Source organism: Streptomyces durhamensis (genome assembly GCF_000725475.1).
Taxonomy (GTDB): Bacteria; Actinomycetota; Actinomycetes; order Streptomycetales; family Streptomycetaceae; genus Streptomyces; species Streptomyces filipinensis.
Map to the genome: position 1 here is coordinate 308,510 of NZ_JNXR01000006.1, position 18,433 is coordinate 326,942.

At 71.4% G+C, this 18,433-nt stretch carries 13 protein-coding genes, 1 pseudogene and 1 riboswitch; of the genes and pseudogenes, 3 read left to right on the forward strand and 11 right to left on the reverse strand.

Annotated features, from left to right (window positions below):
- Nucleotides 1–2 precede the first annotated feature (2 nt).
- Nucleotides 3–1,022: a histidinol-phosphate transaminase gene (locus IO33_RS0110920; protein WP_051926604.1), complete on the forward strand. Its 1,020-nt coding sequence runs from the start codon at nt 3–5 to the stop codon at nt 1,020–1,022.
- A gap of 41 nt (nt 1,023–1,063) precedes the next feature.
- Here IO33_RS0110920 and IO33_RS0110925 read toward each other — a convergent pair whose 3' ends face one another.
- Complete coding sequence (locus tag IO33_RS0110925) at nt 1,064–3,160, reverse strand: SpoIIE family protein phosphatase (RefSeq protein ID WP_031163122.1); 2,097 nt, start codon at nt 3,158–3,160, stop codon at nt 1,064–1,066.
- Between the two features lie 160 nt (nt 3,161–3,320).
- On the opposite strand from IO33_RS0110925, the pseudogene IO33_RS52335 reads away from it, so the two are divergent.
- Nucleotides 3,321–3,544, forward strand: a pseudogene (locus tag IO33_RS52335) (hypothetical protein); the annotation flags it as partial.
- 32 nt (nt 3,545–3,576) lie between these two features.
- Here the strand turns inward: IO33_RS52335 and IO33_RS0110935 are convergent.
- The 6 genes from IO33_RS0110935 to IO33_RS0110960 all read right to left on the reverse strand — a co-directional run bounded on the left by IO33_RS0110935 (nt 3,577) and on the right by IO33_RS0110960 (nt 10,211).
- Nucleotides 3,577–3,918, reverse strand: coding sequence for a hypothetical protein (locus IO33_RS0110935; protein WP_051926611.1), 342 nt, complete (start codon nt 3,916–3,918; stop codon nt 3,577–3,579).
- A gap of 95 nt (nt 3,919–4,013) precedes the next feature.
- A riboswitch (cobalamin riboswitch) is annotated at nt 4,014–4,153 on the reverse strand.
- Between the two features lie 78 nt (nt 4,154–4,231).
- A complete protein-coding gene (locus IO33_RS0110940) occupies nt 4,232–5,956 on the reverse strand; it encodes an acyl-CoA dehydrogenase family protein (protein WP_031163129.1) in 1,725 nt (574 codons plus the stop codon).
- Between the two features lie 105 nt (nt 5,957–6,061).
- Nucleotides 6,062–6,634 (reverse strand): PadR family transcriptional regulator, encoded by a 573-nt coding sequence (locus IO33_RS0110945; RefSeq protein WP_031163131.1) that lies wholly within the window; start codon nt 6,632–6,634, stop codon nt 6,062–6,064.
- 127 nt (nt 6,635–6,761) lie between these two features.
- On the reverse strand, nt 6,762–7,529 hold the full coding sequence (locus IO33_RS0110950; protein ID WP_031163134.1) for a thioesterase II family protein: 768 nt from the start codon (nt 7,527–7,529) through the stop codon (nt 6,762–6,764).
- 88 nt (nt 7,530–7,617) lie between these two features.
- On the reverse strand, nt 7,618–9,228 hold the full coding sequence (locus IO33_RS0110955) for a GMC oxidoreductase (RefSeq protein ID WP_037685233.1): 1,611 nt from the start codon (nt 9,226–9,228) through the stop codon (nt 7,618–7,620).
- A gap of 404 nt (nt 9,229–9,632) precedes the next feature.
- Nucleotides 9,633–10,211 carry a LuxR C-terminal-related transcriptional regulator gene (locus tag IO33_RS0110960; RefSeq protein ID WP_031163138.1) on the reverse strand — a complete coding sequence of 193 codons (579 nt, stop codon included), beginning with the start codon at nt 10,209–10,211 and terminating at the stop codon, nt 9,633–9,635.
- A 484-nt stretch (nt 10,212–10,695) separates the two neighbouring features.
- Between IO33_RS0110960 and IO33_RS0110965 the strand changes: the two genes are divergently transcribed.
- Nucleotides 10,696–14,184 carry an ATP-binding protein gene (locus IO33_RS0110965; protein WP_245235752.1) on the forward strand — a complete coding sequence of 1,163 codons (3,489 nt, stop codon included), beginning with the start codon at nt 10,696–10,698 and terminating at the stop codon, nt 14,182–14,184.
- 73 nt (nt 14,185–14,257) lie between these two features.
- Here the strand turns inward: IO33_RS0110965 and IO33_RS0110970 are convergent, their stop codons facing one another.
- The 4 genes from IO33_RS0110970 to ccrA form a co-directional block, all read right to left on the reverse strand.
- Entirely contained in the window at nt 14,258–14,452 is a 195-nt protein-coding gene (locus tag IO33_RS0110970) for a ferredoxin (protein ID WP_031163141.1), read from the reverse strand.
- Nucleotides 14,453–14,505: 53 nt separating this feature from the next.
- Nucleotides 14,506–15,720 (reverse strand): cytochrome P450, encoded by a 1,215-nt coding sequence (locus IO33_RS0110975; RefSeq protein WP_031163143.1) that lies wholly within the window; start codon nt 15,718–15,720, stop codon nt 14,506–14,508.
- 181 nt (nt 15,721–15,901) lie between these two features.
- The gene (locus IO33_RS0110980) at nt 15,902–17,101 is read right to left on the reverse strand and encodes a cytochrome P450 (protein WP_031163145.1); all 1,200 of its coding nucleotides are present in this window, start codon (nt 17,099–17,101) and stop codon (nt 15,902–15,904) included.
- Between the two features lie 45 nt (nt 17,102–17,146).
- The gene (ccrA, locus tag IO33_RS0110985; protein ID WP_031163147.1) at nt 17,147–18,397 is read right to left on the reverse strand and encodes a crotonyl-CoA carboxylase/reductase; all 1,251 of its coding nucleotides are present in this window, start codon (nt 18,395–18,397) and stop codon (nt 17,147–17,149) included.
- Nucleotides 18,398–18,433 lie beyond the last annotated feature (36 nt).

Sequence of the window (18,433 nt, forward strand, 5' to 3'; positions counted from 1 at the left end):
CCGTGGACGTCCCCGTGCTGCACCGGCTCGCCCTGAACGAGAGCCCGTATCCCCCACTGCCCTCGGTGCGCGAGGCGATGCAACGAGCCGTCGCACAGGCCCACCGCTACCCGCAGTTCCACCCCGACGACCTCACCGAGCGGATCGCCGCGTGGTGCCGGGTGCCCTGCGACCGCGTCGCGGTGGGCAGCGGATCGGTCGGCGTGGCCCTGCAGTTGCTCCAGGCGGTGGTCCGGCCCGGCGACGCGGTGGTCCACGCCTGGCGCACGTTCGACGCCTACCCCCTGCTGGCCGCCATGGCCGGTGCCCGCTCCCTCCCGGTGCCCCTGTCGCCGGAGGGACACCAGGATCTGGGGGCCCTGCTCGCGGCGCTCGGCCACCGCACCCGCGTCGTGGTGCTGTGCAATCCCCACAACCCCACCGGAAGCCTCGTCACCGCCGGCGCGCTGTCGGCGTTCCTGTCCCAGGTCCCCCGACACGTCACGGTGCTCCTCGACGAGGCGTACGTGGAGTTCGCCCGCGGCACCGACCTGCCGGACACGCCCGCGCTCCTGGACGCGCACCCCAACCTGCTGGTCCTGCGCACCTTCTCCAAGGCCTACGGCCTCGCCGCCCTGCGGGTGGGCTACGGGCTCGGCGCCCCCGGCCTGGTGGAGCGGATCCGCCGGCACCAGCTGCCCTTCGGGATCAACGCGGTGGCGACAGCGGCGGTCAAGGCCTCACTGCGTGCCGAGAGCGAGCTGCGCCTGCGTGTGGACACCGTCGTCGCCGAACGCGAACGCCTCCGGTGTGAACTCGTGTCCCTCGGTTGGCGCGTCCGCCCCGGCCACGCCAACTCCGTCTGGCTCGCCGCGCCCGATCCGGTCGACGAGGGCGCCGCGGCACTCACCGACGCCGGTGTCCAGGCGCGCCACTACCCCGGCGAGGGACTCCGGCTGACCGTCGGCGACCGGAACGCCAACGACACCGTGCTGGGCGCGCTGGCGGGAGTGCGCGCGCACCGGAGCGCGTCGCGGACCTGACGGCGTGCAGGTGAGGTGCCGCGGCAGCCCGGGGCCGGGCGTCACGGTTCGGTCCCCCGGGCGTCCGGCTGCGGTTGTGCGCGGGCGATGAGCAGCGCGACGTCGTCGTGGCCTGCCGGGTGCCGGAGCTGCTGCAGCAGCCGGTCGCAGGTCTCCTCCGTGGAGTGGTCCGGGCCGGTCAGGAGGCGCAGGAGGTCGTCCAGGCGTTCGTCGATGGGGTCGCTTCGGGTTTCGACCAGCCCGTCGGTGTAGAGGACCAGTTGATCGCCGGGGCGCAGGTCGAAGGTGGTGGTCTCGAAGGGGACGCCCCCGACGCCGAGCGGGGTGCCGGTGGGGAGGTCGAGGAGTTCCGGTGGTCCGCCGGCCCGGATCAGGACCGGGGGCAGGTGGCCGGCGGAGGCCACCTGCAGACGGGCGTGGTGGGGGTCGTAGATCGCGTACACGCACGTGGCGATGTACGGGTCCAGGCCGCTGGTGATCTTGTCGAGGTGCGTGAGGATCCGGGCGGGGCCGAGGTCGAGGTCGGCGAGGGTGGAGGTGGCGGTGCGCAGGCGTCCCATGGCGGTGGCCGCCGGGATGCCGCTGCCCATGACGTCGCCCACCGTGAGTGCGGTGCGGTCGCCCTCCAGGGGGATGACGTCGTACCAGTCGCCGCCGACCTCGCTGAACGCCTGCGCGGGCCGGTAGCGGGCGGCGACCTCAAGGCCGGGGTGCCGGGGCGAGAGCTGCGGGAGCAGGCTGCGCTGGAGGGTTTCCGCGGCGCTGCGGATGTGGTGGTGGAGGACGGCGTTGTCGATGCTCAGGGCTGCGGTGGAGGCGAGTTCGCAGGCGAGCGCGAGGTCGTCCTCGTCGAAGGGCACGGGGTTACGGGCGCGGGCCAGACCCATGACGCCGATGACCTGTTCCCGGGCGATGAGGGGAACCGCGATGTCGGTGTGCACACCGGCCCGCGCGAGCAGGGAGGCGGCCTCGGGGTCGGTGGCGATCCGGGTGTGGTCGCCGCTGTCCAGGTGGGTGATCAGATGGGGCTTGCGGGTGCGGACGCAGTACGCGGCCGGGTGGTCGGCGTGGTACGTGGTGAGCCGGCCGGGCGGCACGATCGCCTGAGCGGCGTCCGTGGGGTAGGCGGTCTTCACCGCCAGGGCGCGGAACAGCGGCGGGCCCTCGCCGACGTCCGTGCGGCCCGTCTGCAGCACCGAGTCCAGGAGGTCGACCGAGACCATGTCGGCCAGGCCGGGCACGACGACGTCGGCCAGTTCCTGCGCGGTGCGCTCCACCTCCAGGGTGGTGCCGATGCGGGCCGAGCCGTCGGCCACCAGGCGCAGGCGCTGCTGGGCGCGGTCGGCCCTCCTGGCCGCCTGGTACCGGTCGGTGACGTCGACCACCACGTTGGCGACGCCCAGGACGTTCGCGTGCTGGTCCTCCAGCCGGTACAACGACACCGCCCAGGCGTGGTCGCCCTCCGGGTCGGCGCGTGTGCGGCCCACCACCTGCCGGTCGACCACGGGGACTCCGGTCTCCAGGACCCGCCGCATGGCGGTCTCGGCGTCCTGGAAGGGCGCACCGGGCAGGATCTCGCCGAATCTGCGGCCAACGTGCTCGGCCTCGGCCACGCCGTGCATCGACGCCAGGGCGGGGTTGACCACCACGTACCGCAGGTCGGTGTCCAGGATCGCCAGCCCGATCGGCGCCTGGGTGACCAGCCGGGTGGACAGGGCCACGCCCCGTTCCACCTGGCGGAGGGTGCTCCTGTCGGTGGCCAGTCCCAGGGCGTAGTGGTCGCCGATGTTGTCGGTCAGCCGCATGTTGCGGAACTCGACCATCCGGGTGCTGCCGTCCTTGTGCCGGACGGGAAACGCGCCTGCCCAGCCCCGGCCCGTCTCCATCACCTCGGCGAACAGCATGATCGCCGCATCCCGGTGTTCCGGTTGCAACAGCAGCAGGGCCGCGTACTGCCCGACCGCCTCACTGCCGGTGTAGCCGAAGAGCTGCTCGGCCTGCGGGCTCCACATGTCGATCCGCCCGTCGGCCTCCAGCAGCACCGCGGCGACGCCCAGCAGATCCATCAGGCCGCTCGGGCCCGAGTCCGCGTCCTTCGGACCACCCGGTCGCTGTGGAGGCTGTTGCGCTGGGCTCATCACAGTGGCTCCTTTCACCTGCTGACCTCACCGGCGTACCGGTCCCACGGAGAAGGTCAGGGGAAACGTCCTTCCTGCAGGTCAGCCACCCTTTCCACGATGCTCCACGGGACCTGCGAGGGCCAGTGGGACGCACCGTGGGAACCGCACCGTCCGCTCGGGCAAGCGCCTGGTGGCGGGTGTCGTCGACGGCCGCACCATCAGGGGGAACGACCTGGCGACGTCGCTCGCCACGCTCGGCACCCTGCTGGGGCCGGCCGACCGGGCCGACGTGTCGGCGTCCTCCATCCTGCTGCACGTGCCGCTGGACGCCGCCGCGGAACGCGACATCGACCCGCGATCCTGCGCCGGCTCGCCTTCGCGAAGCAGAAGGCCCGGGAGGTCACGCCACCAGGCCCCCTGCCACGGCCCGAGCGTCAGGAACCCGCGGTGCGCCGCGGTGGGGTGAAGACGTACAGGTCGAGGATGTCCGGCAGGGGCGCCACCCCCGGGCCACCGGCGCGCACCCAGGTGACGATGTCCTCGGTGGCGTCCGGGTCGTTGACGAGCCCGAGCCACACCGGCCGCGCCCCGGCGGCCCGGCCCGCGGCGGAGGGCTGTACGACGATGACGTTGGCCCGATCGCACACGTCGAGGCAGTCGGAGACGCGCATCGGCACCTCCGCCCGCAGCCGCGCGGTCTGCGCCGCGTGATCGACCCCGGTCACCTTGGGGCTGCCACAGCAGCAGTCCCGGCACACGACGACACGGCACGGCACCGTTCCGCCGGCCTCCACGCGCTTGCCTGATGTCCCTGCCGTCGGCCTTCCGGGCACGGCGCCACTCCCCTCCCGGGGAGATCCGCCCCGGTCCTGCTCGAGGAGGCGACCGCGTGAGTCTCCTGGCTTCCGGTGTGCCACTCGCCCCGCTGTGGGGAGTGGCTCACCGGTCACAGTGGCGGGACCGCGCCGGATTCACACCGGCTTCCTCGGAACGCCGTCGCCTTTTGTCGCTGGTCATCATCTCATCAACGGCGAGTGCGCCGACCGGTGGCCGGGCCCACGCGGCTCGGCCACCGATGCGCGGGAGCGGCTACGGAGCCATCTCGTACGCTCCGGACAGTGCCTCGACCCGCTGCCAGACCCGCTCCGTGCGTGCCGCGTCGACGACCGGCCGCCGGATCGACGCCAGCGCCCAGTCCCGCTGCTGTTCGGTTGCCGAGTCCTTGCCGTGCAGTTCGACGGCGTGCGCGGAGAAGTCCCGTACGAGGACGGCGAAGAGTTCGTCGAGCACGTCCTCGTCGAGGCCGGTCAGAGCGGCCTGCTCCAGGACGAGCTGTCCGTGCACGACGAGGGCGAAGAGCTGACCGACCGCGAGGACGAGGTCGAGGTCGCGGCTCTGCTCCGCGTCGGGGGCGGCCGTGGCGACGAACTCGCAGAGCGCGTCGGCCTGTTCGCGCAGTCGGGTCACGTTGGGCAGGTGCGCGAACGCGTCGAAGGCGGGCCGCCAGTCGTGGAAGCGCACCGAGCCGAGGCCGCGGGCCGGTCCCTGCCGGAACAGGAAGTCGTCGTCGGCCGCGTCGAGGCGGGTCGGCACGGCGGGGTACTCGACGGCGTCGAGGAGATGGCTGCGCAGGAACTTCAGGATCAGCGCCAGGTTGACGTGGACCGTGCCCTCCAGCTTCGGGAGGCCGCGGATCTCCACGGCCGCCTGGCCGAAGTAGTTGTCCTTCTCGAAGCCCTTGGCGGCGATGACGTCCCACATCAGGTCGATGACCTTCTCGCCCTCCGTGGTCACCTTCATCTTCGTCATCGGGTTGAAGAGCAGGTAGCGGCGGTCGTCGGGGCCGGCGGAGCGGAAGTAGTCGACCGCGCGGTCGCTGAACGACTTCATGCCGACGAGCCTGACGTACGCGTCGGTCAGCTCCCGCCGCACGTGCGGGAAGCTGGTGACGGGGCGGCCGTAGAGGATGCGGTTGTGGGCGTGGGTGACGGCCTCGTACATCGCGTGCTCGCAGATGCCGATCGAGGCGGTGCACAGGTTGAACTTGCCGACGTTGACGGTGTTGAGGGCGGCGTCGAAGGCGGCGCGGCCCGTGTGCAGGACGTCCTCGGCGGCTACGGGGTAGTCCTGCAGGCGGAACTCGCTGACGAACTTGGAGGAGTCGACGACGTTCTTGACCAGGTGGTAGGCGGGGTGACGGCTGTCGGCGGCGAAGAACACGTAGCCGTCGGGGCCCTCGACGTCGCTGCGGCGGCCGAAGACGGAGACGAGTCCGGCCGCGTTGCCGTTGCCGATGTAGTACTTGGAGCCGGTGGCGCGGAAGCCGCCGTCGCCGTCGGGCTCCAGCAGCATGTCGGTGGAGTAGATGTCGGCGCCGTGCTCCTTCTCGGACAGGCCGAACGCGAACGCCTCTCCCTGGGCGAGGAGTTCCGCGGCGCGGGAGCGGGCGGCGGCGTTGTCGCTCTGCCAGACCGGGCCGAGGCCGAGGATCGTGACCTGCCAGGCGTACCAGTAGTCCAGGCCGTAAAAGCCCAGGATCTCGTTGAGCGCGGCGATCCGGGCGGTGTCCCACCGCTTGTCCGGCTCCCCCTCCCCCGCGGCGGACGACGGCGTCAGGAAGGTGGCGAACAGGTTCTCCTTCGCCGCGAAGGCCAGGAAGTCACCGAGCCACGCGCGGGTCCGGTAGTCCTCGGTCAGCCGCCGCTTCCCGCGCTCCTCGAACCAGTCGACGGTGGCGCGCAGCAAGCGGCGCGTTTCGGGGTCGAAGTGCGCGGGATCGTAGGTGCGCGGGTTGAACAGCAGCTGGTCGGCCATGGTGAGGACGCCTTTCGGCTGGTGGACGAGTGGGAAGGGGAACTCTGACGGCTGGACCGGCGGGATCCGCAGGACCGGGTGGTCCTGCGGACGGTGCGGCGGCGATCAGCGGCCCGGACCGAACCGGGCCAGCGTGGCAAGGACGTCGTCGAGCCAGTCGATCATCATCCGCTCGTACGCGATGCCGCCGCGCAGGACGACGTGCTGGAGCTCCCGCTCCGCGTCCGGTGGTGCCTGCGGACCGGCCGCGTCCGCCTCGGACCTCGTGAAGTCCCGCGCCTCTCCCGCCAGATAGTGCGCCAGCCGGTCCCGGTGTGCCTGCCGGTGCCGCTCCACCTCGCGGATCAGAGCGGCCGGGTCGTCGAATGCGGCGCCCCGGATCTTCACGGCCAGGTCGTGGCGTACGCTCTCCGGCTCGATCGGGTCGTGCAGCCAGGAGGACAGCGCGGCCCGGCCGAGGTCGGCGACCGAGTACTCCTTCTTGTCCGGCCGGCCCTGCTGCGGGACGTCCCGGACGTCGATCCATCCGTCGTTCTCCATGCGCTTGAGCACGCGATAGATCTGTTGGTGTGTCGCGGTCCAGAAGTAGCCGATGGACCGCTCGAAGCGCCGGGCCAGCTCATAGCCGGACCCCGGCTTCTCCAGGAGCGACACCAGGATCGCGTGTTCGAGCGCCATGCCGTCGATCCTGCTATGCAACTCGTTGCATAGCAACCTCGCCCGCACCGATGCGACGCGGCTCACCCCCGCGCGGCCCCCGTCCCAGCCGCGCGGTGCCCCGCGTCCGCCCGCGTGCGTCCGGTCCTCACGCCCGCTCGGGCACCGCCAGCTGGGCGGCCATGAGGCGGACGACCTCCGCCTGGTGTTGGCCCAGGAAGAAGTGGCCGCCGGGGAAGACTTTCAGCGTGAAGGGGCCGTCGGTGTGCCCGGACCAGGCGTCCGCCTCCGCCACGGTGACCTTCGGGTCGTCGTCGCCGACGAGGCAGGTCACCGGGCAGCGCAGGGGCGGCCCGGGTTCCCAGACGTACGTTTCGGCTGCGCGGTAGTCCGCCCGGATGGCGGGGAGGATCATGCGCAGGACCTCCTCGTCGCCCAGCAGCTGGGGGTTGGTGCCGCTCAGGCCGCGCATCTCGGCGACCAGCCCGTCGTCGTCGCGCAGGTGGACGGTCTCGTCGCGGTGCGTGGACGGGGCACGGCGGCCGGAGGCGATGAGGGCGGCGGGCGTGATGCCCCGCTCCCGCTCCAGCCGCCGGGCGATCTCGTAGGCGAGAGAGGCGCCCATGCTGTGGCCGAACAGGGCGACGGGCTGGTCGGTCCAGGGCAGGAGGGCCTCGTAGATCTTGTCGGCGAGCGCCGGTACGGAGTCCAGGAGCGGTTCGGTGCGACGGTCCTGGCGGCCGGGGTACTGCACGCACAGCACGTCGACGCTGTCGGGCATGGACCGGGAGACGGGGAAGTAGAAGCTGGCGGAGCCGCCCGCGTGGGGCAGGCAGACCAGCCGGACGCGGCTGTCGGGGCGCGGGTGGAACCTGCGGATCCAGAGGCCGTTGTCCTTGGTGAGCGGGGAGTGCACGGAATCGTTCCTTTTCGGTCGGGGTGCGAGCACCCACCGTGGCGGGGCATCGCCGGGAGGAGATGGGGCGGGCCCCGCCCACCGCTCGTCAGGAGTTCGCGACGTCCTCCTTGATGATGCGCTCGACGTTGCGCTCCGCCAGCGCCGTGATGGTCACGAACGGGTTGACGCCGATACTGCCGGGGATGAGCGAGCCGTCGGTCACGTAGAGGTTCTTGTATCCGGCGACGCGGCCGTAGTTGTCGGTGGCCTTGCCGAGGACGCAGCCGCCGAGCGGGTGGTAGCAGAAGTCGTCGGCGAAGGCCTTGATCTGCTTGCCGAAGAGGTCGTACCGGTAGATGGTGGTGTTGGCCTTGTTGATGCGGTCGAACAGCGACTTCGCGGCCGCGACCGCGGGTGCGTTCTGGTCCCGGGTCCAGCGCAGGTCGGCCCGGTCCTTGGCGGCGTCGTAGACGAAGGTGCCGCGCTCCGGGTTCTTGGTGATGGCCAGGTAGAGGCTGACCCAGGTCTCCACACCCGCCGGCATGGGCGCGATCTCAGCGAAGACCGGGTTGTTCGGGTTGTCCCAGTCGTCGATGCCGAGGGCGGGGATCGACGACTGCTTGGTGCCCGTGGGGTTCCACATGTGGTTGGCCCGGGCGGTCATGATGTTGCCGTTGGGGCCCCAGCCTCCGCCGATCTCGGAGCTGAGGTCCGGGAGGGTGCCAGTCTCCCGGGCGCGCAACAGCAGTTCGGTCGATCCGAGGCTGCCCGCGCCGAGGAAGAGGTGGCGACAGGAGACCTCCTTGGTCGCGAGCAGCTTGCCGTCGGCGTCCCGCTGCTCGACGGTCAGCAGGTACGTGCCGTCGTTCTGCTGACGGATCGTCCTGACCTGGTGCAGGGTCTCGATGGTGACCTTGCCGGTGCCCAGGGCGGCCGCCAGGTAGCTCTTGTCGAGCGAGACCTTGCCGTGGTTGTTGCCGTAGATGACCTCGGCGGCCAGCGCGGACTTGGGCACCGTGCCGTCCGCCTCACGGCGCATGTAGTCCCAGTCGTAGACGTTGGGCACGAAGGTGGTGCCCAGGCCGGCGTTCGCGGCCTGCTGGCGCGAGACACGCGCGAACGTGTACCAGTCGGTCTGCTCGAACCAGCTCTTGTCGACGGTGTTGACCCGGAGCGTGGAGTTCGCGCGCGGGAAGTACTTGGTGTACATCTCCTCGGCGTCGACCTGGGGCAGCACCTCCTCGAAGTACGAGCGCCGGGGCGTGACCGCCATGCCGCCGTTGACGAGCGAACCGCCGCCGACACCGCGTCCCACGTACACGGACATCTGGTCGAAGTTGACCCGGTCCAGGACGCCCGCGTAGGGATCGATGTCCCGGTTGGCGAGGTCGAGCCACAGGAAGGAGCCGAGCGGGGCCTCGGTGCGGTTCTTGAACCAGCTGGAGCGCTTGTCGGGCTTGAGCATCCCGCAGAACACGTTGCCGTCCGGGCCGGCCTGGTTCCACAGCTGACCCATCTCCAGCATCAGGGTGGTGACCCCCGCCTCGCCGAGACGCAGGGCGGAGACGGCCGCGCCGTAACCGGTGCCGACCACGACCGCGGGGACGAACGTGCCGCCGGAACCGCTGGTCGCGGTGGCGGCGGCCGCCCGGGGCGCCGCGGCGATGGTGGTCTGCCCCGCGAGTGCGGCGGCGCCCAAGGCGGCCATGCCGAGCATGCGGCGGCGCGACAGAGGCTGGTGTGCGAACACGCTGTGTCTCCTGAGCTTCGGATGAGAGAAGAGATGAAGAGAGAGGGCCGGCCGGAGCGGCGCGGCCTCGGGTGCAACGGACCGTGGGGAGATCGCTCGGCGACCGTCACCGGCCTCCGGACCCGGCCCGCCGGCCCTGTGGCAGCCGGGTCCCGGAGGTTCGGTCGCCCGGGGTGTGGAAGTGGGCGTGGGGGTGCGGAAGAGGCATGGGGGTGTGGAAGAGGGCCTGGGGGTGCGGCCCGCTCCCGGCGCGGGCCGTACTCACGCGCGCCTTCACGGGCAGCGGGGGCAGGACGCGGCGTCGCTTCCGGCCGGGGGAAGCTGCCGCCGTCACCGGCGCGAGCGGGCGCCCGGTACGGGCCCCGTGCCGCTCACTTCACGAAGTCGTCCACGACCTCGGGCGGCCAGGTGCCGACCTTGAGTACGCCCATGGAGTAGGCGCGGGAGACCAGCGCGGCACGGTTGGGCACCTTCAGCTTCCGCAGCAGGCAGGTCACGTGGTACTCGACGCCCTGCCGGCTGAGGTAGAGGCTCGCCGCCAAGGGCACGGTGGAGACACCGGCGGCGATGCCCTCCAGGATGCGCGCGTCCATCGCGGACAGGATCGCCTTGCGTTTGGTCACCACACGCGTCCCCTCGGCGTCCCCTGCCGTGGGCATCATGACCAGGATCGCGGTCGTGTCGGGCAGGCCACCGCGTACCGCGACCGCGGTGAGGGGAACGGTGAAGGCGGACTCCTCGCCGGGCCCCACCGCAATGACGGGCGTGACGAATCGCTGGTGCTTCCCTTCCAGCAAATTGGAGAATTGGCGCACCAGTGGCTGCTGCACGCTCGGGTGCACCACGTCACGGAAATTGCGGCCGCATATGTCCTCGGACGAGCCGCTGAACTGGCGGAAGAACTCCTGGTTCGCCTGCTGGATGGTCAGGGTTTTATCGAGGCTCGCCATGCACAGGGCCGGAGCTGCAGGTGCTGGACTCAGCAAGAGTGGGGCTCCCTGTCAGGAAACTTGAGGGCGAAATCAATTCGAGGCTGGTGAGCGGCCGCGAAGACCGTCGACAGGGGCGCCATCGGCCCTGGGACCAGCGGGTACTCCAGTTGTCGTCATCGTGCGCCACCGACCTTGCGGGGTGCTGGTCGAGCCGCTGGCGGCCCCTTGCCGTCGCCCGCCATCGTTTTCCGGACCTGGTGTCGAAATCCTTGCCGAACACCTGCCGATTTCTTGCCAATCGGCGGACCTCCGCCCTGGAAGGCGCTTTCCCTGTGTCAAGATCCATAGGAGACACGGGGGTACGACCAGCCAGCTCGAAGCCGTCCGTCAGCCAGCCGTATCCGCGAGAACGATAGGGACCAGCATGCCCACACCTCCGACCGCAAACGTGTTACCCACGGAAACCGACCAGGCCGAGCTCATATTGAGTGTTCTGGGGCCCATGTCGGCGCGGCACAACGGGCATGATCTGCCGCTCGGCCCGCCACGCCGGCGGACGCTGCTCGCCCTGCTGCTCGTCCGCATCGGCCGCGTGGTGCCCACCGAACTGCTCGTCGAGGAGCTGTGGGGTGACACGGCGCCCCGTCAGGCCGTCGCCACACTTCAGAGCCATGTCTCGCATCTGCGCCGGGCCCTGCATCCCGTGGCGGGATCTGGCCGGCTTTCGGTGCTGCGCCACCGGACGCCCGGTTACGTCCTCGATCTCGATCCCGAACACGTCGACGCCTGCCGCTTCGAGCGTCTGGTCACCGACGGGCGGCGGCTGCTGGAGCAGCGCGATCCGCGCACCGCGCAGGCCCGGCTCACCGAGGCCCTGGGGCTGTGGCGCGGCTCGCCGTACGCGGAGTTCGACAGCCATCCGCCGCTCAGCGACGAGGCCACCCGCCTCGAACAGATCCGGCTCACCGCGGTGGAGTCCTGCGCGGAGGCGCGGCTGACTCTCGGCGCGGCCGAAGAGGTCGCCGCCGATCTGGACGGGGAGGCGCGCCGTCATCCGACGCGGGAGCGGCTGGTCGGCCACCTCATGACGGCACTGTCCCGGCTCGGGCGGCAGGCCGAGGCGCTTGAGGTGTACGAGCGGACGCGCAGTCATCTGGTCGAGGAGTTCGGTGTGGACACCGCAGCCGAGCTACGCCGGGTCAGAGACGCGATCCTGCGCCAGGAGCCGGGTGCGAGCGCTCCCGCGAAGCAGCTCTCCGCCGTGCCGCTCAAGCCCACCGGAGCGTCACCTGTCCTGCTCGTGGGGAAGGAGACGGCCGACGACGGAGTACCGGGGTCCGCGGGCTTCGAGGGCTCCGGGGACGGCAGGACGGCCGTCACGGGGTGCGGCCGGGCGGTGGCCACCGCCGACGCCGAGGGGACGGTCGACGCCGTCGCGGCCGTCGGACGCGAGGGGATCATGGGGGCCGACGCGCGCCCGGCGGCGCGCACCGACGGGCCGCCGGGCGGGCGGACGGACGACACCGGCACGCAGGCCGGGACGGACCGGTGGCTGCCGCTGCCCGGGCCGGAACAGGAACCGGCAGGCGGGTCCGAGAAGTTCGAGTCGGGGTGGACGGCTGCCCCTTCGCCGTTCACCGGCCGCAGCCAGGAGCTCGACCGCCTGACCACCGCTGCCGCGAGCGCGGTCGTGGGCCACGGTCATGTGGCCGGCGTTCTCGGCCCGCCAGGCGTCGGAAAGACCCGCCTGCTGCTCGAACTGGCGGCCCGTCTGGAGAGCATGGACACGCAGGAGAAGGGCTCCCGTCTGGACGTGGTCTGGAGCCACTGCTTCCCCGGCGAGGGCGTCCCCGCGTACTGGCTGTGGACCCAGATCCTGCGGCGGCTGTCCGCCACCCGGCCGGATGCCTTTCGCGAGGCGACGGAACCGTTCGGCGCCCTGCTCGCCCCGCTGATGCCCGAACGGTCGGTGGACCGGACCGGGGGCCCGAGATGGGCTTCCGACTGGAGCCAGGCCCGCTTCCTCGCCCACGACGCGGTCTGCGAGGTACTGCTCACCCTCGCCGGGCAGCACCCGCTCGTGCTGCTCCTCGAAGACCTGCAATGGGCGGACACCGCCTCCCTCGATCTGCTCAGGCTGCTGAGCACTCGCTGCCAGGGGCAGCCGCTGGGCATCGTGCTCACCGCCCGGGAGTTCGAGGCCGAGTCGGACGCGACGCTGCGCCGGATGGTCTCCGACGTGCTCCGCGGCCCCAGGACCGAGACGCTGCGGCTCCGCGGGCTCTCCCGGAAGGCCGTCGGCGCCCTCGTGGAAGCACACGCGGGGTCCGGGGTGGACCCGAAGGTCGTCGACGTGCTGCACCGGCGCAGCGAGGGCAACCCGTACTTCGTGATGCAGCTCCTCTCCCTCGTGGGCGACGCGCGCAAGCTCCATCGCCCGGACGCGGTCGACGCGCTGCTGGCTCACATTCCCACCGGCGTACGTGAGGCGCTGCACCAGCGGTTCGCCGCGCTGCCCGAGCCGGTCCTGCGGGTGCTCCGGCTGTGCGCCGTCATAGGCGCCGAGGTGGACACCGACCTGTTGCACCGGACCGCCACGCACGACGAACCGGTCATCGCCGGCCTTGAGTCGGCCATCCGTGCCGGCCTGCTCGGGGAGGACCCGCACCACCCGGGGCGGCTGCACTTCGCCCACGCGCTGGTCCAGGAGACGCTCGTCGACGAGCTCCCCCGTGAGGACCGCCACCGCCTGCACGCCAGGGTCGCCGACGCGCTGTGCGCACGCAGGCGCGGACAGGTGGAGGACGAGGAGGTCGAGCGGGTCGCACACCACAGCTGGCACGCCAAGAGCGCGCTGCGCGCCGCCGAGGTGCTGCCCCGGCTGCTGCTCGCCGCGGAACACGCCGAGCAGTCCATGGCGTATGAACAGGTGGAGATCTGGTTGCGCCGCGCGGTGCACCTGATCGGCTTCCTGCCGCCGGACGATTCCGCCACGGTGAGCCTGGAACAGACGTTGCACATCCAGCTCGGCCAGGTACTCGCCACCACGCGCGGCTACGGGCACCCCGAGGCCGAGGCGGCACTGACACGCGGTCGCGCCCTCAACACGGCCACGCATGCCCCCGAGGACCCGTCGGTGCTCTGGGCGCTGTGCGCGGCCGACCTGGTCACCGGCCGCTACGACGCCTCGCGGCAGTTCTCCGGCCTGCTGCGCGACATCTCGCGGCAGACCCGGGAGCCCGTGGCGGCGCTCGGTGCGGCGTACGGCGAAGGCATCGTGCTGCATGTGCGCGGGATGCTGCCGCAGGCGCTCGCCGAGCTGGAACGCGCCGTCGGCATGGCGGATCGTTTCGCCGACGAGGGTCATGTGCTGGCCCGTACCTTCCAGCACGACCCACGCGTCTCCTGCCGCTCCTACGACACCTTCACCCACTGGCTCCTGGGACACCGGAAGACGGCCCGCGCCCGCCGGCGTGAGCTGGTGAGCCTCACCGAGTACGACAGCAGGCCGTCCGACCGCTCCTTCGCGCTGTACGTGGACGGGGTCGTGGCGGCCTGGGAGGGTGACACCCGCACCGCGCTCTCTTCGAGCGCCGAGGGCGTCCGCGTCGCGGGGGAACACGGACTCCTCTACTGGAAGGCGATGCTGGGCGTCGTCAAGGGGTGGGGTCAGGCGCACGCGGGGGATCAGGACGAGGGCCTCGCCCTCATCCACACCTCACTGGCCGAACTGGGCCGGTCCAGGACGTACTTGCGCCATCCGCTCCACCTGGGCCTGCTGGGCCAGGCGCAACATCACGGCGGTCGCACCGAGGAGGCGAGGACCACCTTCCAGATGCTGCTGGCCGCTGTCGAACAACGCCGCGAGCGCGTGTACCTCCACCCGGCACTGCCCGCGACCCCGCTGCTCCACGAACTGCTGGGCCACGGTGCCGACGACCCGGTCACGGACCCGGGCCCAGGACGGGATCGGCCCGGCCCGGGCCGATGAGCGTGGCGGATCCGCGCCCTGCCCCGTCAGCCGACTCGTCCGCTGCCCGCGTCCCCCGTGCGGCCGCTGCCGCTCAGTCCTCGAAGACCGCGACCGCCTGGACCGGACAGGCCATGGGGACGTCGCGCACGCGCTGGTCCCCCGCCCCGTCCTCATGCCCCGGGACCAGGGCGACCAGTGCGTCGTCGTCCTGCGTGAAGACGCCGGGTGCGGTCATGACGCACTGGCCGGAGCCGATGCACCGGTCGCGGTCGATGGTGATGCGCATGGCGTGTCCCGCCACCCTTTCTTCCGTTCCGTCCGTTCCGTCCGGCCGGGCCCTCACCAGGTGACGGGGAGCTCGACCGGGCCCTGGGCGTCGTGGCCGGCCTTGATGGGCACCTCGTCCAGGGGTACGGCCAGCCGCAGGCCGGGGATGCGGGCGAAGAGCGTGCCCAGGGCGATCTCCAGCTCGGCGCGGGCGAGGTTCTGCCCGAGGCACTGATGGATGCCGTGGCCGAAGCCGACGTGGTGACGTGCGTTGCGCCGGGCGTCGAAGACGTCGGGGTCCTCGTACGCCTTGGCGTCGCGGTTCATCAGCGTGATGGAGACCAGCACCGCGTCCCCGGCCCTGATGGTCTCGCCGCCGACCTCGATGTCCTCCTTGGCCAGCCGGACCATGTAGTCGGAGACGGAGGTGAACCTCAGCAGTTCCTCGACCACTCCTGAGATCGCACCGGGGTCCTGCAGCAGCACGTCGGTCTGCTCGGGGTGCTGCATGAGCGTGAGGGCCCCGAGGGCGATCGCGTTGACGGTGGTCTCATGGCCGGCCACCAGCAGGACCAGCGCGATCATGACCACCTCGTCGTGGTCCAGCTCGCCCTCCTCCAACTGGCGTGCGATCAGCTCGTCCAGCAGGCCGTCCCCGGGCTCGGCCTGCTTCTTCATGACCAGGCCGTGCAGGTACTTGTACAGCTCGCCGAAGGCCGCGTCGGCCTCCGCCGACGCCGCGGCGCCCACGAAGTTGCGGGAGCACTCCTCGAAGAAGTCGTGGTCGCCGTACGGGACGCCGAGGAGCTCACAGATCGCCATGGAGGGCACGGGCAGCGCGAAGGCCGACACCAGGTCTGCGACCGGCCCCTTCGCCAGCATGTCGTCCAGGAGCCGGTCGACGAGGCTCTGCAGCGAGGGACGGATGGCGTTCATGCGCTTGACGCCGAAGCTGGGGATGAGCATGCGCCGCTGCCGGGCGTGCAGCGGGTCGTCGACGCCGATCAGCGGGAACGCGAGCCCGCCGCGCCCCTCGGTGCGCTGGACGACGACGGGGAAGACCGGGTGACCCCAGTCCGAGGACAGCCGCGGATCGACGAGCAGCGCACGCCCCTCGGCATGCCCGGTGATCAGCCACGCCGGCCGGCCGTCGAACAGCGTGACCCGGGTCAGCGGGCTCTCGCCCCGCCAGTCCGCATAGGCCTTCGGCGGCTGGTACGGGCAGGTCCTGTCCTGGGGGAAGGAGCGGGTCGACGTTTCCGTGAGGCGGATGTCGGTGTCGGTCATGTGGTGCCTTTCGAACAAGGGGCGGTGCAGTCGTTCATCGATACGCGAAGGGAGGGGGGCAGCAGGTTCCAGTCCGTCAGCAGGGCCTTTGCGCAGCCCGGTCGGCACCGGTCGTAGGCCTGATCAGCGCACGCGTTCCGCGGGCGCTGATCTCCTGTGGGAGTGGGCCGTGGTGCGGAGGTCACCAGGTGACGGGCAGCTCGTGCACACCGTAGAAGACCATGTCGGTGCGGAAGCGGAGCTCCTCGACGGGCTTGGCCAGGCGCAGGGTCGGGAAGCGGCGGAACAGGGTCTCGAAGACGATCTGCAGCTCGATGCGGGCGAGTTGCTGGCCGATGCACTGGTGGGCGCCGAAGCCGAAGGCCAGATGCGGGGCGGGGCGGCGGGTGATGTCGAAGCGCTCCGGCTCCTGGACGAAGGCGGGGTCGAAGTCGGCGGCGAGGACGTGCGCGACGACCTGCTCGCCCTTGGCGATGCACACGCCACCGAGCTCCACGTCCCGGGTGGCGACGCGCTCGCCGCCGAACTGGCCGATGGTGAGGTAGCGCAGCAGCTCCTCGACCGCGTTGCCGACCAGCGACGGGTCCTCGCGCAGCAGGGCCAGCTGGTCGGGGCGGTCGAGGAGCAGCGCCGCACCGAGGCCGATCATGCAGGCGGTGGTGTCGTGGGCCGCGATCAGCAGGGTGCCGGCCGCGTTCATGAGGAACATGTCGTCGACGACGCCGTCGGGGTCCTCGGTGGTGATCAGCGCCGAGATCAGGTCGTCCCCGGGGTCGGCCCGGCGCTCCTGGACGAGCTGGTAGAGCAGTCCGCCCAGGCGCATGCCGGCGGCCTCGGTGGCGGCGGCGTCCTGGTCGACCCGCATCATCGCCTCGGCGATCTCCTGGAACTCCGCCCGGCGCTCGACCGGGACGCCGAACAGGTCGGAAATCACCATGGAGGGCACCGGGTTGGCGAAGGTCTTCACCAGGTCGACCGGGCCGCCCTCCGCCTCGATGGCGTCGAGGTGCTCGTCGACGATGCGCTGGATGTTCGGCCGGAGCGCCTGCATGCGCCGGACGGTGAACTCCCTGGCGAGCAGCTTGCGGTCCGACGTGTGCTCCGGCTCGTCCTGCCACAGCAGGCTGCCGCGGCCGGGCTTCTGGGTGACGACACCGTCCTGGGTGTGCAGCGCGTGGGGCACCTGGACGCTGAACGAGGGGTCGCGCAGCAGCGCGCGCACCTCCTCGTAGCCGGTCACCAGCCAGGCCTCGTGGCCGCTGGTGAAGGTGGCCCGGGTCACCGGGGCGGCCGCCCGGACGTCGGCGATGCCGTCCGGCGGCAGGAACGGGCAGCTACGGGCCTTGGGGACGGCGGGCGCGTCGGCGGTGGGCTCGGGCATGGCTCTCCTTGAGCTGGTGTGAGGGGTGTCGTACGACCGGGACGGTCAGGCGGCGGCGAGCGCGGTCTCGCCGCGCCGGGGCGCGTTCACGAGGACGGCCATGTTCCCGGAGGGGTGCACGTTGTCGTGCATCATCTGGTGCATGCGCCCGATGTCCTGGAAGCCGTCGCAGGCGGACAGGCAGGGGTCGAGCTTGCCGGCGCCGACGAGCTCGATGACCTCGCGGCACTCGCGGGTGCCGGCGTAGTGCGAGCCCTGGAGGCGCTTGGAGCGCATCCACAGGTGGCGCAGGTCGACGTCTCCGTTGTAGCCGGAGGTGCCACCGCAGATCACCACCATGCCGGCGTTGTCGCACAGGTACATGGAGGTGGGCAGGGTGTCCTGGCCGCTGTGCTCCAGCACGATCCGCGGGGACCTGCGCTCACCGAGGATCTCCCAGATCTTCTTGCCGACCCCGCGGGCCCCGCGCAGGAACCGCGCCGACGCCTCGGCGTCCCCGACGTCGGGCAGCCGGCCCCAGTGGTCGAAGTCGCGGCGGTTGATGGTGCCCGCGGCCCCGAGGCGGCGGCAGTACTCGGAGCGGTCCTCGCTGGAGACCACGGCGATCGGGACGCCGCCGGCCAGCCTGACGAGCTGGATGGCCATCGAGCCGAGGCCGCCCGCACCGCCCCAGATCAGCACGGGGTCGCCGGGGCGGACCGTGTTGCCCTGCCAGCCGAACAGCTGCCGGTAGGCGGTGGGCCCGGTGAGCAGGAAGGCCGCCGACTCCTCCCACGACAGATGTGCGGGCTTGGGGTGGCACTGGTACTCGTCGACGCGGCAGAACTGGGCGAAGGAGCCGTAGTTGGTCTCGTACCCCCAGGCCTTGATGCTCTCCGAGACCAGGGGGTCCCGGCCCAGCCGGATGTCCTCGGCGGTCTCGTCCCACTGGCCGCTGGTGAGCAGCACGTGGTCACCCACCTTGACGTTGCGGACGCCTTCGCCGACGGCCCACACCACGCCGGAGGCCTCCGAGCCTCCGATGTGGAAGTCCTCGGGCTGGCCCTGGCGCTGCCGCATCCCGATGACGTCGACCGGCTGGCCCAGCGAGGACCACACGTTGTTGTAGTTGATGCCGGCTGCCATCACATAGACCAGCACCTGGCCCCGGCCTGCCGCGGGGGTGTCGACGACCTCGGTACGGAAGGCCTGCTTCGGCTCTCCGAAGCGGTTCTGGCGGATCACCGAGGCGTACATCTGCCGCGGTACCTCACCGAGCGGCGGGGTCTCGCCTATCTCGTAGAGAGCTTTGGTCATGATTTCTCTCCCACATCTGCTCTGTCTGGTTCCGGG